Source organism: Gordonia liuliyuniae, assembly GCF_021739025.1.
Taxonomy (GTDB): Bacteria; Actinomycetota; Actinomycetes; order Mycobacteriales; family Mycobacteriaceae; genus Gordonia; species Gordonia liuliyuniae.
Map to the genome: position 1 here is coordinate 473,730 of NZ_JAKKOT010000003.1, position 13,022 is coordinate 486,751.

Sequence of the window (13,022 nt, forward strand, 5' to 3'; positions counted from 1 at the left end):
CACCGGCCGTCGTCGACGATGATCAGGGGATGAGATCCGTCGGGCCGTTACGAGCGCTGCGTGGCGTCGCCGCCGCCGTCGGTGACCTCGCCGTGCCCCTCGTGTGCGGCGGATGCGGTCGGCCGGGCACACCGTGGTGCCCGGTGTGCGACGCGCAACTGCACGACGCGCCCCGTGCGTTGGCGCCGCGCGTCGAGGTCGACGCTCCGGCGTGGGCTGTGGGACGGTACGACGGTCCGCTGCGCGCGGCGGTGCTCGCTCTCAAGGAGCACGGACGACGCGACCTCGCGCCGATCCTCGGCGACGGGCTCGCCGCAGCGCTGCTGACGTTGGCGCAGTGGGGCGACCTGCCGTCGGGCCGACGTCTGGCACTGATCCCGGCACCGACGAAGGCGTCCGCCGCGCGTCGGCGCGGAGGCGACCCGGTGGCCGCCGTCGCCGCGTCGGCCACCGGTCTCCTTGGCCCGCGCGCCCGCGTGCTGCCGCTCCTGGCGACCGCGCCGCTCGCCCGCGACTCCGCGGGACTCGGCGCGGGGGCGCGGGCGGCCAACCTGGCGGGGTCGATCGACCTGTCCCGTACGCCGCCCGCCGCCGCGCTCGACGACGACACCGTCGTCGTCCTCGTCGACGATGTCCTCACCACGGGTGCGACGGCCGCCGCGTCGATCCGCAGACTGGCCGCCGCGGGGATCGTCGTGGACGTCGTGGCGGTGCTGGCCGGGGCCTGACGGTACGAATCCGGGCCTGACGGGGTGCGAATAGCGGACACATGTCGCGGTGAATCACGAAACTGTGGCCGGAACGTGAGTTTGCGGATACCTTCGGAAGTGGCAGTGATGAACGTCGAGTGCCGGGAGGTGACGCACCTTTTCTCCGAGCCTGACGAGTGCCTGCCGTCGCCGGAGACGTCGCTGCCAGATGTGCCCGTTGCACTGCTGCGCACGAGGCTTCTGATGAGAACAGAGCCGTGCAGTGCGCCAAGCGAATCGGTTTCCCGCCCGGGTTCGCCCCGAGTGGGAGCATTCAGAGGAGGAACTCGATATGACGGTCGTTCACCGCAAGGGTCAGCGCGAACCGAAGGGTCCCGAGCCGCAGTCACGAGAGCAACAGTCCGCAGCCTTCACGCCGCCGGTGAGTTCGTCGAACGCGGGAGAGCTGTCCGTTCCGAAGGCCGACGTGTCCTGGAACGGGCGCAATGTGGAGATACCCGATCACTTCCGCGCATATCTCGGTGACAAACTCTCCCGCCTCGAGCACTTCGACGACTCGATCTTCCGGTTCGACGTCGTCCTCTACCACGAACCCAACCCTCGCCGAGCGAAGGACAGCGAAGTGGTGGAGGTGACGGCCGTCGGCCGCGGCCCCGTCATTCGCGCGCAGGGAACCGGCGAGAACTTCTATGCCGCGACCGAACTCGCCTTCGACAAACTGCAGAAGCGGCTGCGCCGCTCCAAGCGTCGTAAGCAGATCCGCAAGGACGGCCAACACCGGGCGACGTCGCTCGCTGAGGCGTCGGCAGAGGCGATGCCGCCGATCGCCGAAGTCGGTGAACTCGACGACGCGGCCGACCCGTGGGACGACGGCTACGACGAGTACCGTCCCGGCCAAGTGGTCCGCGTCAAGGACCACACGGCGTCCCCGATGACCGTCGACGACGCGCTCTACGAGATGGAACTGGTCGGCCACGACTTCTTCCTGTTCCACGATTCGGAGACCGACAAGGCGTCGGTCGTCTACCGGCGTCATGCCTTCGACTACGGCCTGATCAGACTGGCCTGATCAGACTCGCCTGATCAGACTGGCCTGGTCCGGCTCGTTCCGGCCGTCCCCGCACCGTTCGGGGGCGGCCGGTTCGTCGTCTGCGTGGCCGACGAGACACGCTTTAGCAGTGTGCGCGACACGCCTGTGTGCGCGCGCCCCGTACCATGAGGGGTAGGTCTGTCCGGTCTGTTGCCGCTTCTGCGGTCGGCCGGCGGCGAACTCGACCGCCTACCAAGAGGATTACCGTTGCTCAACAAGCTGCTCCGACTCGGCGAAGGACGTCTGGTCAAGCGACTGGATTCGTACGCGACGAGCGTCGAGGCGCTCTCTGACGAGATGGAGGCGCTCAGCGACGCCGAGCTGCGCGGGAAGACCGACGAGTTCAAGAAGCGTCTGGCCGACGGGGAGACGCTCGACGACATCCTCCTCGAGGCGTTCGCCGTCGCCCGCGAAGGCGCCTGGCGCGTCCTGGACCAGAAGCACTTCCACGTGCAGATCATGGGTGGGGCCGCGCTGCACTTCGGCAACATCGCGGAGATGAAGACCGGTGAGGGCAAGACCCTGACCTGTGTGCTGCCCGCCTACCTGAACGCACTGTCGGGCAAGGGCGTGCACGTGGTCACCGTCAACGACTACCTCGCCAAGCGCGACTCCGAGTGGATGGGACGCGTCCACCGCTTCCTCGGACTCGAGACCGACGTGATCCTCACCGGCATGTCGCCGGATCAGCGTCGTGCCGCCTACGCCGCCGACATCACGTACGGCACGAACAACGAGTTCGGCTTCGACTACCTTCGCGACAACATGACGCACTCGCTCGAGGAACTCGTCCAGCGCGGCCACAACTTCGCCGTCGTCGACGAGGTCGACTCGATCCTCGTCGACGAGGCTCGTACGCCACTCATCATCTCCGGCCCGACGGATTCGTCGAGCAAGTGGTACGGCGAGTTCGCGCGAATCGCGCCGCTCCTGGAGAAGGACGTCCACTACGAGGTGGACATCAAGAAGAAGACCGTCGGCGTCCACGAGTCCGGTGTCGCGTTCGTCGAGGACCGCCTGGGTATCGAGAACCTGTACGAGCCGGAGAACTCGCAGCTCGTCAGCTACTTGAACAACTCGATCAAGGTCAAAGAACTGTTCCACCGCGACAAGGACTACATCGTCCGCAAGGGCGAAGTCCTCATCGTCGACGAGTTCACTGGTCGTGTGCTCGACGGCCGACGGTTCAACGAGGGTCTGCACCAGGCGATCGAAGCGAAGGAAGGCGTCGAGATCAAGGCGGAGAACCAGACTCTCGCCACGATCACGCTCCAGAACTACTTCCGCCTCTACGACACGCTGTCGGGCATGACCGGTACCGCCGAGACCGAGGCAGCCGAATTCCAGCAGATCTACAAGCTGGGCGTCGTGCCGATCCCGACGAACCGGCCGATGGTTCGCGCCGACCGCGCCGACCTCATCTACAAGACCGAAGAGGCCAAGTTCGCCGCCGTCGTCGACGACGTCGCCGAACGGCACGCCAAGGGACAGCCCGTCCTCATCGGCACCACCAGCGTCGAACGGTCCGAGTATCTGTCGCAGAAGCTCGGGGAGGCAGGCGTCGACCATTCGGTCCTCAACGCGAAGTTCCACGAGCAGGAAGCCCAGATCGTCGCGGAGGCCGGACGTCTCGCCGCCGTCACCGTCGCCACGAACATGGCCGGTCGAGGCACCGACGTCGTGCTGGGCGGAAACCCGGACATCATCGCCGACACCCGCCTGCGCAAGGCCGGACTCGACCCGGTGAACACATCCGACGAGTACGAGGCCGCGTGGGATGAGGCGATCACGGTCGCGCGCGAAGCAGCGACCGCCGAAGCCGACGACGTCCGCGAGGCGGGCGGCCTCTACGTGCTCGGCACCGAACGCCACGAGTCGCGCCGCATCGACAACCAGCTGCGCGGCCGGTCCGGCCGCCAGGGCGACCCCGGTGAGTCGCGCTTCTACCTGTCGCTCGGCGACGAGCTGATGCGCCGATTCAACGGTGCGGCCCTCGAATCGATCATGACCCGCGTCAACCTGCCCGAAGACGTGCCGATCGAGGCGAAGATGGTCACGCGAGCCATCCGCAGCGCACAGACGCAGGTCGAGGAACAGAACTTCGAGATCCGCAAGAACGTCCTCAAGTACGACGAGGTGATGAACTCCCAGCGCAAGGTGATCTACGGCGAACGCCGCGACATCCTCGAAGGGGAGACCCACCGCGACCAGATCCGCGACATGGTGTCCACCGTCGTCGGCGCGTACGTCGACGGTGCGACCGCGGTCGGTTACGCCGAGGACTGGGACCTCGACACCCTGTGGACTGCGTTGAAGGAGCTGTACCCGATCTCGCTCGACGCGAAGGACGTCGTCGGCGCGAACGAGTTCGACGAGCGCGACGACATCTCGCGGGGCGAACTGCGCGAGAAGATCGTCGACGACGCGCTCGCCGCCTACGACAAGCGCGTCGACGAGATCGTCGGCATCGCAGGTGACGAGGGCATGGCCAATCTGGAACGGTCGGTGCTCCTGCAGGTCCTCGACCGCAAGTGGCGCGACCACCTGTACGAGATGGACTATCTGCGCGAAGGCATCCACCTGCGGTCGATGGCGCAGCGTGACCCGGTGGTCGAGTACCAGCGCGAAGGTTACGACATGTTCACCGCGATGCTCGACGCGATGAAGGAAGAGACTGTCTCGATCCTCTTCAACGCACAGGTCCAGGTGGAGGCTCCGGCTCCGGCGCTCGGCACGAGTGTCAGCGACATGCTGTCGGGCTTCGGTGGGGACTCCGCCGACGCCGACGACGACGCGACCCACACGTTCAGCGGCCCCGGCGAGGACGGGGCGGCGGAGATCCATTCGCAGGCCCAGGAGCTCGCGGGTGTGGCGCCCGCTCCGGCTCCAGCGAACCAGCCCGCTCCGGCGACCGGCAGTCGTCGTGAACGGCGCGAAGCCGAGCGGCGCAACCGCCGCAAGAAGTAGCCTGCGACGACAGCGCCCGGTAGCCGATGCTGCCGGGCGCTATTGTTTGTCGATATGAGCGCAGGACTCGCCGCCCTTCTGGACGACATCGCCGTACTGGCCAAGATGGCCGCAGCGTCGTTGGACGACGTCGCGGCGGCCACCGGCCGGGCCAGCACGAAAGCCATCGGCGTCGTCGTCGACGACACCGCCGTCACCCCCCGGTACGTGCACGGCGTGCGTCCGCAACGCGAGCTGCCGATCATCGGCAAGATCGCGAAGGGGTCGCTGCGCAACAAGCTGTTGATCATCCTGCCCGTCGCGTTGGTACTCAGCCAGTGGCTGCCGTGGCTGCTGACGCCGATCCTGATGGTCGGCGGCACCTACCTCTGCTTCGAGGGGGCGGAGAAGGTCTGGGAACTCCTCTCCGGGCACGGAAAAGCCGAGGAGACCGTCGACAAGGTCGGCCCCGAGCAGGAGAAGGCCGTGGTGTCCGGCGCCGTCCGCACCGACTTCATCCTGTCCGCCGAGATCATGGTGATCGCGCTCAACGAGGTCGCCGACGAGCCGTTCGTGTCGCGCGCGGTGATCCTGGTGATCGTCGGTCTCCTGATCACCCTCCTCGTGTACGGTGTCGTCGCGCTGATCGTGAAGATGGACGACATCGGTCTCGCGCTGGCGACACGCCAGTCGAAGGTCGTCGCCGCATTCGGCCGAGGTCTGGTCACCGCGATGCCGGTGGTGCTGTCCACGCTGAGCGCCGTCGGCGTGGTCGCCATGTGCTGGGTCGGCGGACACATCGTCCTGCAGGGTGCAGACGAACTCGGTTGGGCGTTCCCGTACGACGTGGTCCACCACATCGAGCACTGGTTCCACGATCTGATCCCGTCGATCGGCGCAGCGATCGGATGGATCGCGAACACCCTCGCGTCCGCGGTGTTCGGCGTGCTGTGGGGAGGCATCGTCCTCGCGATCGTGCACGGCGTCGGATCCCTGCGCGGCAAGGTGCGCGCGTCCGCGCACTGAGCTGATCTCGGATCTAGTGCCTGATGGCACCGACCGGTGTTGGCATGACACGCCCGAACGCGGCGTGTCATGGAACCGGGGTGGATCGGCGTGCGTCCAAAGAGTATGGGCACCATCACACCGGTCGCGGCTCGAGCCGCCGCGGACACCTACACAGCCGAGACACGCACTGCCGAGACACGCACGAGGGGCGGCCCGCCGGTCGAGGCGGCGCGTGCGGCGCGCACCTGCGTCATCGCGGTGCTGCAGCGGATCCTCGAGGTGCTCGACGGCCGACGACCCTGCGAGCACCTGTCACCGGTCCTCACCGAGGAGGTGTTCGAGCAGATCGTGCTCGCGCTGCGCAAACGGGAGGATGCGGTCGCTCGGGCCCCGGTCCGCGGTCCGACGGTGCGTCTGCGCCGCATCCACTTGCAGATGGTGTCGCCGCGCGCGGCGAACTATTTCGGCACGGTGGAACGCGGGCTGCGGACGCGAGCGGTCGCCGGTCGCGTCGAGGTGCGGCGCGTGCGTTCTCCCGGCCGGGGCGTGGTCGAACGGTGGACGATGACCGAGTTCGGCGTCATGTGACGGGTTCGGCGCGCGTTCGTGCGGCGGTCTCTCGCCCCGCAGACGAGGGGCGGGACATTAGACTCGACGCATCATGGTGAATCGATTGTCGGCGGAAGACGCGATGTACTACTTCCTCGACGGGGCAGGAACGAGCGCGCTCACCGGTGCGCTGATGATCGTCGACCCGTCCGGTGTCGCCGACTCCGCAGGCGGCGGCAGACTCGACTACACATCGCTGGTGTCGCTGGTGGAGCGCCGCTTGCAGCTCGTACCGCGGTACCGCCAGGTCGTGAAGGAGGTCGCGCTCGGCCTCGGTCGGCCGCTGTGGGTGGACGACCCCGAGTTCGACGTCACCTACCACGTGCGGCTCTCCGCGTTGCCGCAACCGGGCGCGTCCGTGCAGTTGGAGGAGCTGATCGCACGGTTGTTGTCGCGGCCTCTCGACCGGTCGCGTCCACTCTGGGAGATGTATCTGATCGAAGGGCTCGAAGGCGGGCGTGTCGCTGTCCTCACTAAGTCGCATCGTTGCCTGTTCGGCGTGCCGGACAACTGCGAACTGAGCGAGGCCGTCACCGACGACGTCGTGGCCGGCCGGAGGCTGGACGAGGACCTGTGGCTGCCGACCGACCCGCCGGGGCAGGTCTCCATGACGGTCGGGGCCCTCGCCGAGGCGATGACGCGTCCCCGGGATCTCGTGGATTCGTTGTTGCGTGGCAACGGTCCGGTGGCCGACATCTGGTCGGTCGCCGACAAGTCGGCCCGGCTGGTGACGTCGACCGTCCAACAGCTCGTCGACGCCGCACCCGACAGTCCGCTCAACACCGTCACCACGTCGGCGCGGCTGTTCGCCACGGCCGCGGTGCCCCGCCGGGACTGCGTGCGGATCGCCTCCCGGTTCGACTGCACCTTCAACGATGTCCTGCTCGCAGCGGTGGCCGGCGTGCTGCGTCGCTGGTCGCTGTCGGTGACCGATTCGGTCGGTCACGGTGAGACGGTCCGCGTGATCGTGCCCCTGCGGGCGCGCGACTCCGACACCGCGTCGGACGGCCCGGGCTCGTGGATGCCTGCGAGCGGACCCGAGTTCGTCACCGATCTGCCGGTCGGCGAGGACTCGCCGGTCGTCCGGCTGATGCAGGTGGCCGGTCTCGCCGACCGATACGCGGGCTCGACGAGCCGGATGACGTCGGAGATGAAGCCGCTTCTCCCGGAGCTGGGCATGGTGCCGTTCGGTGAGTTCTCCAGCCGCGCGTTCAGCAGCATCTTCCAGCGGTCGTACAACGTACCGATCTTCTGGAGCGACGGGGTGTCGAGCCGCTTCCTGAACGGTCACCGCATCGAGGAGCTGTACACGGTGCCGACGCTCGCGACGCAGCGCGCCCTGGCGATCAGCGTGAACGAGTACGGCGACTCGGTGCAGTTCGCGTTCCTGGCCGACCGGGCCGTCGTCTCCGACCTGCCTGCGATGTCCGGTTACCTCGTCGAGTCGTTCGACGAACTGCTCCATGCCGGACCGGTCGGCCTGCCGCCCCAGAAGCCGTGACAGCCCAGAAGCCGTGACAGCCCAGAAGCCGTGACAGTCCAGAAACCATGACAGCCCCAGAAGACGTGAAAGAGGGAACCCACACGATGCGTGTCTACCTGCCTGCGACGTTGGCGATGATCCAGGAGTTGACCACCGCCGGCGGCGGCTCCGAGTTCGTGCCCCTGAGCGGTACGGGATTCGCCGTGACTCCCGCATTGCGCGAGGCCTACACGTCGGGTGACGACGAGGAGCTCGGCGAAGTGGCGCTGCGGGAGGCCGCCCGAGCCTCGCTGCGCCTGCTGTCGGCGGACGAGTCGGATCTGCCCGCTCGGCGAGTGGTCGTCGTGGCCGACGCCGACGCGACTGTGCGCCCGGATCTCGACGACGCAGTGGTGCGCCTGCCCGGCGGCGTGTCGGCGGCCGACATCGTGGCCGTCCATGTGGACGGAGCCGCCGCCGAAGCCGCGGTCCGCGCCGCGGTGCACGCCGTCGACGCAGCGGATCTCGGTGACGAAGACGCCGAACTGGCTGTCGGCGACGTCGAAGACCACGATCTCGGGTGGTACGCGACGCAGGAACTGCCGTTCCTTCTTGACCTCCTGTAGTGGGCTTGACCTCCGGTAGCGAACTCGACCTCCCGTAACGCGCCGGAGATAGTGGTCGGAAATTGTCCGCAAAGAGATTCTCAATTGCGGACAGATTCCGTCCTATAGGGCGGTCAGACTTGCTGTACAAGCTCACCGACTCCATGGAGGACACCATGTACGCACCGGCTCGCGACAATGAGATCACCGGATTCGCCGGCTACATCGACCAACAACTCGACCATCTGCGCGCGTCCCTGTACGGGCTGACCGAGGAGCAGGCGCGACTCACCCCGTGCCGCAGCGCCCTGTCGGTCGGCGGCATCCTCAAGCACATCGCGTACGGGCTGCCGACCGCGACCGTTCGACTCCGCGGAGAGATCGTCGACCGCCCGGTCGACGAGGCGGCGTTCGCGGCGTACCTGGGCAGCTTCGCGCTGACCGACGACGAGACGGCGGCCGCGCTCATCGACCGTTTCGACGCCGACCGGGCCGCGTTCATGGCGGCCGTACGCGACTGCGATCCGGACGGCGAGTCCGTCGAGCCGCCCGCGCCGTGGGCCGGGATCTTCGACGCCCGACCGATCAAGAATCGCTTCTACCTCGGCCATCAGATCGAGGAGTTCGCGCGGCACGCAGGCCACGCCGACATCATCCGCGAGGAGATCGACGGGCAGTCGGTGCCCGGGCTCGTGCTCGCGTTGGCCGGCGCTCCCGCCAACGACTTCTTCACGCCGTACCGGGCGGAGCCGGGCACTCTCCTCGCCTGACCTGCATCGCTCGCTCGGCGGCCGTCGAGCCACTAACCTACGGTAGCGTAGGTTAGTGGCACAGGTCAGCGGTTCGATGGATCGGACCGGAACGGGCGGAGGAGTCGAGCATGGGTTGGCGGGAACGATTCGAGGCACCGGTCGCCGGAGTCTCCGGCGGCAAAGCGGCGAACTGGGTGCGGGCGGCCGCGGCGCGCGTGACGACACCGCTGTTGCCCGACGACTACCTGCACCTGGTGAACCCGCTGTGGTCGGCGCGTGAACTGCGCGGCAAGGTCGTCGCGGTGACGCCGGTGACCGCCGACAGTGCGACCATCGTCATCCAGCCCGGGTGGGGCTTCACCTTCGACTACCACCCGGGGCAGTACATCGGGATCGGCGTCCTCGTCGGCGGACGATGGACCTGGCGCTCGTATTCGCTGACGTCCGAGCCGGACAGCTCCGTGGCCGACCGCACCGTCGCGATCACCGTCAAAGCGATGCCCGAGGGGTTCCTCTCGTCGCATCTGGTGAACGGGCTGACGCCCGGCACGGTTGTGCGTCTGGCGGCGCCGGCGGGCGAGTTCGCCCTGCCTGACCCGCCACCGGCGAAACTGATGTTCGCCACCGCGGGCAGCGGCATCACCCCGATCATCTCGATGCTGCGGACCCTGGCTCGTCGCGGGCAGCGCGTCGACGCGGTGCTCGTGCACTCCGCGCCGGATGAGGAGGGTGTGCTGTTCCTCGACGAGCTGCGCTCGTTCGAGGCCGCAGGTCTGGTCGACCTCACGCTTCGGCTGACGAGCGTCGACGGCCGTCTCGACGCGACCGCCCTCGACCGACTCGTGCCCGACTGGGGCGAACGGCAGACGTGGGCGTGCGGCCCGAGCGGATTCATTGACATGCTGACGGCGCTGTTCCGGGACGCGGGCCACGACGACCGTCTGCACGTGGAGCGGTTCGCGCTCGAACGCGGCGCGGTGGGTGCGCAGGGCGGCACGGTGACCTTCGGTCGCGGCGGGAAGCAGATCGAAGCAGACGGCGCGCAGACGCTCCTGGAAGCAGGTGAGGAGGCGGGCGTCCTCATGCCGTTCGGCTGCCGGATGGGGATCTGCCAGAGCTGCGTCGTAATGCTGGACAAGGGTTGCGTCCGCGACCTGCGCACCGGTGATGAACACGTCGAAGGCGAACGCGTGCAGACGTGTGTGACGGCCGCGGCGGGGGACTGCACGCTGGATGTGTGAACGCCAGTCCGTTGGATCGGTGAAGGGCGGACTCGATCGGGGGCTAGACAACCTACGGTTCCGTAACCTACGATTGCGTAAGTTAGTTCCCCGTGCGAGAAGGAGAGACAATGGCGATTGCCGATGTGCCCGAATACGCGCACCTGACCGATGCCGATGTCGAAGCGCTGGCGGCCGAACTGGACGCCATCCGCACCGACATCGAAGCCGACCGCGGCGAGCGGGACGCCCGCTACCTGCGCAACACAATCCGTTTCCAGCGCGGCCTAGAGCTCACCGGCCGAGTGCTGACGATGGGTGCGAGCCGTCGATCCGTCTGGTGGGCAGGCGCCGCTACCCTCGGCGTCGCGAAGATCGTCGAGAACATGGAACTCGGCCACAACGTGATGCACGGTCAGTGGGATTGGATGAACGATCCCGAAGTGCACTCGACGTCGTGGGAATGGGACATCACCGGGCCGAGCGCGCACTGGAAACACACCCACAACTACATTCACCACAAGTACACGAACGTCCTCGGGATGGACGACGACGTGGGCTACGGCGTGCTCCGGGTGACCCGTGATCAGCGCTGGCGTCCGTTCTACCTCGGCAACCTCGCCTACAACACGGTGCTCGCACTGTTCTTCGAGTACGGCGTCGCCGCGCAGCACCTCGAACTCGGCAAGAAGCGCAAGACGCCGGAAGCCAAGGCCGAGTTCAAGCGCGACCTCAACGACGTCGGACGCAAGATCGGTCGTCAGGTCGCCAAGGACTACGTGCTGTTCCCGACGATCTCCGGACTCGTCAACCGGTCACCGCGTGCGGCCCGGAAGACGGCGTCGGCGAACCTGCTCGCGAACATCATCCGCAACGTGTGGACCAACGCGGTGATCTTCTGCGGTCACTTCCCGGACGGCGCCGAAAAGTTCACCAAGGCCGACATGGACAACGAGACGCAGGGCCAGTGGTATCTGCGTCAGATGCTCGGCAGCGCCAACTTCCGGTGCGGCCCGGTGCTCGGGTTCATGAGTGGGAACCTGTCGTACCAGATCGAGCACCACATCTTCCCGGACCTGCCGAGCAATCGGCTGGCTGAGATCTCGATCCGCGTGCAAGCGCTGTGCGAGAAGTACGACCTGCCGTACACGACCGGGTCCTTCCCGGTCCAGTACGCGAAGACCTGGCGGACCATCGCCAAGCTGTCTCTTCCGAACAAGTACTTGCGTGCGACCAGCGATGATGCTCCGGAGACCGCGTCGGAACGCCGGTTCCGCGACGACGGTCAGCCGCGCCTGACGTCTGCGATCGACACCCGGACGGGTCGTCGTCGTGGCTTGAAGTCGGCGATCGCGGATGGCCGGACGCGCCGCAGGGAGCGTGCAAGCGCATAATGGGGCCTGATGGCGATCTCGGATATCAATGAGTATGCACACCTGACCGACGCAGACGTCGAAGCTCTGGGCGCAGAGCTCGACGCTGTGCGTCGGGAGGTGGAGTCCAGCCGTGGTGAGCGCGACGCGCGGTACCTGCGGCGCACGATCCGCGCGCAGCGGGGCTTGGAGATCCTCGGCCGCGTCGCGCTGCTCGGCAGTCACCGCAAACCGCTGTGGTGGCTGGGCACCGGTGCGCTCTCGTTGGCGAAGATCATCGAGAACATGGAACTCGGCCACAACGTGATGCACGGTCAGTGGGATTGGATGAACGATCCCGAAGTGCATTCCACGTCGTGGGAGTGGGACATGGTGTGCGCGTCGCCCCATTGGAAGCACTCGCACAACTTCATCCACCACAAGTACACGAACGTGCTCGGCATGGATCACGATGTGGGCTACAAGATCCTGCGGGTGACGCGCGACGAGCCGTGGGAGCCGCGGCGCGCGTTCCAGCCGTTCTTCAACGTCATGTTGGCGGCCACATTCGAGTGGGGGATCGCGCTGCACGACCTCGAACTCAAAGAGGTCATCGCCGGCCGCAAGCCGATGGAGGTCGCGCGCCCGGAGATCCGGAAGTTCGTCCACAAGGCGGGCAGGCAGATGGCCAAGGACTATGCACTGTTCCCCGTCCTGTCGGGCCCGAACGCCAAGAAGACGCTGACCGCGAACCTGACGGCCAACTTCGTCCGCAACCTGTGGGCGTACGTCGTCATCTTCTGTGGACACTTCCCGGACGGTGCCGAGAAGTTCACGGTGGACACGCTCGAGAACGAGACGCAGGGCCAGTGGTATCTGCGTCAGATGCTCGGCAGCGCCAACTTCGAGTCAGGGCCCGTCCTCGCCTTCATGAGCGGCAACCTGTCGTACCAGATCGAACACCACCTGTTCCCGGATCTGCCGAGCAACCGGTACGCCGACATCTCGGTCCGCGTCCGCGAACTCTGCGACAAGTACGACCTGCCGTACAACACCGGCTCGTTCACCATGCAGTACCTGCGGACGCTGCGGACGATCAACAAGCTCGCGCTGCCCGACCGTTTCCTCCGCGACACCACCGACGATGCGCCCGAGACCGCGTCCGAACGACGCTTCGACGCGATCACGCCCCGCGCGAAGGGTCTGCGGACGGCGCTCACCGAACTGCAGTCCCGTCGCAAGCGCGGAGCAGTGCCCGCCAGCTAGCG

General features: G+C 67.1%; 11 protein-coding genes. All 11 read left to right on the forward strand.

Features of this window, described 5'->3' with window-relative positions:
• Positions 1–29: 29 nt before the first annotated feature.
• Entirely contained in the window at positions 30–728 is a 699-nt protein-coding gene (locus L5G28_RS06965; protein WP_237000876.1) for a ComF family protein, read from the forward strand.
• A 313-nt stretch (positions 729–1,041) separates the two neighbouring features.
• Positions 1,042–1,779, forward strand: a complete 738-nt coding sequence (gene hpf / locus L5G28_RS06970) for a ribosome hibernation-promoting factor, HPF/YfiA family (protein ID WP_237000877.1) — start codon at positions 1,042–1,044, stop codon at positions 1,777–1,779.
• A 228-nt stretch (positions 1,780–2,007) separates the two neighbouring features.
• A complete protein-coding gene (secA, locus tag L5G28_RS06975; protein ID WP_237000878.1) occupies positions 2,008–4,767 on the forward strand; it encodes a preprotein translocase subunit SecA in 2,760 nt (919 codons plus the stop codon).
• A gap of 54 nt (positions 4,768–4,821) precedes the next feature.
• Entirely contained in the window at positions 4,822–5,772 is a 951-nt protein-coding gene (locus L5G28_RS06980; RefSeq protein ID WP_237000879.1) for a DUF808 domain-containing protein, read from the forward strand.
• 90 nt (positions 5,773–5,862) lie between these two features.
• Positions 5,863–6,342: an Rv3235 family protein gene (locus L5G28_RS06985; RefSeq protein ID WP_237000880.1), complete on the forward strand. Its 480-nt coding sequence runs from the start codon at positions 5,863–5,865 to the stop codon at positions 6,340–6,342.
• A 73-nt stretch (positions 6,343–6,415) separates the two neighbouring features.
• Positions 6,416–7,864, forward strand: a complete 1,449-nt coding sequence (locus L5G28_RS06990; RefSeq protein WP_237000881.1) for a wax ester/triacylglycerol synthase domain-containing protein — start codon at positions 6,416–6,418, stop codon at positions 7,862–7,864.
• Positions 7,865–7,950: 86 nt separating this feature from the next.
• Complete coding sequence (locus L5G28_RS06995) at positions 7,951–8,451, forward strand: DUF6912 family protein (protein WP_237001268.1); 501 nt, start codon at positions 7,951–7,953, stop codon at positions 8,449–8,451.
• Between the two features lie 119 nt (positions 8,452–8,570).
• The gene (locus L5G28_RS07000) at positions 8,571–9,200 is read left to right on the forward strand and encodes a mycothiol transferase (RefSeq protein ID WP_308191953.1); all 630 of its coding nucleotides are present in this window, start codon (positions 8,571–8,573) and stop codon (positions 9,198–9,200) included.
• A 110-nt stretch (positions 9,201–9,310) separates the two neighbouring features.
• Positions 9,311–10,423, forward strand: a complete 1,113-nt coding sequence (locus L5G28_RS07005; RefSeq protein ID WP_237000882.1) for a ferredoxin reductase — start codon at positions 9,311–9,313, stop codon at positions 10,421–10,423.
• Between the two features lie 110 nt (positions 10,424–10,533).
• The gene (locus tag L5G28_RS07010) at positions 10,534–11,796 is read left to right on the forward strand and encodes a fatty acid desaturase family protein (RefSeq protein ID WP_237000883.1); all 1,263 of its coding nucleotides are present in this window, start codon (positions 10,534–10,536) and stop codon (positions 11,794–11,796) included.
• Between the two features lie 9 nt (positions 11,797–11,805).
• Positions 11,806–13,020 carry a fatty acid desaturase family protein gene (locus tag L5G28_RS07015; protein WP_237000884.1) on the forward strand — a complete coding sequence of 405 codons (1,215 nt, stop codon included), beginning with the start codon at positions 11,806–11,808 and terminating at the stop codon, positions 13,018–13,020.
• Positions 13,021–13,022: the final 2 nt, after the last annotated feature.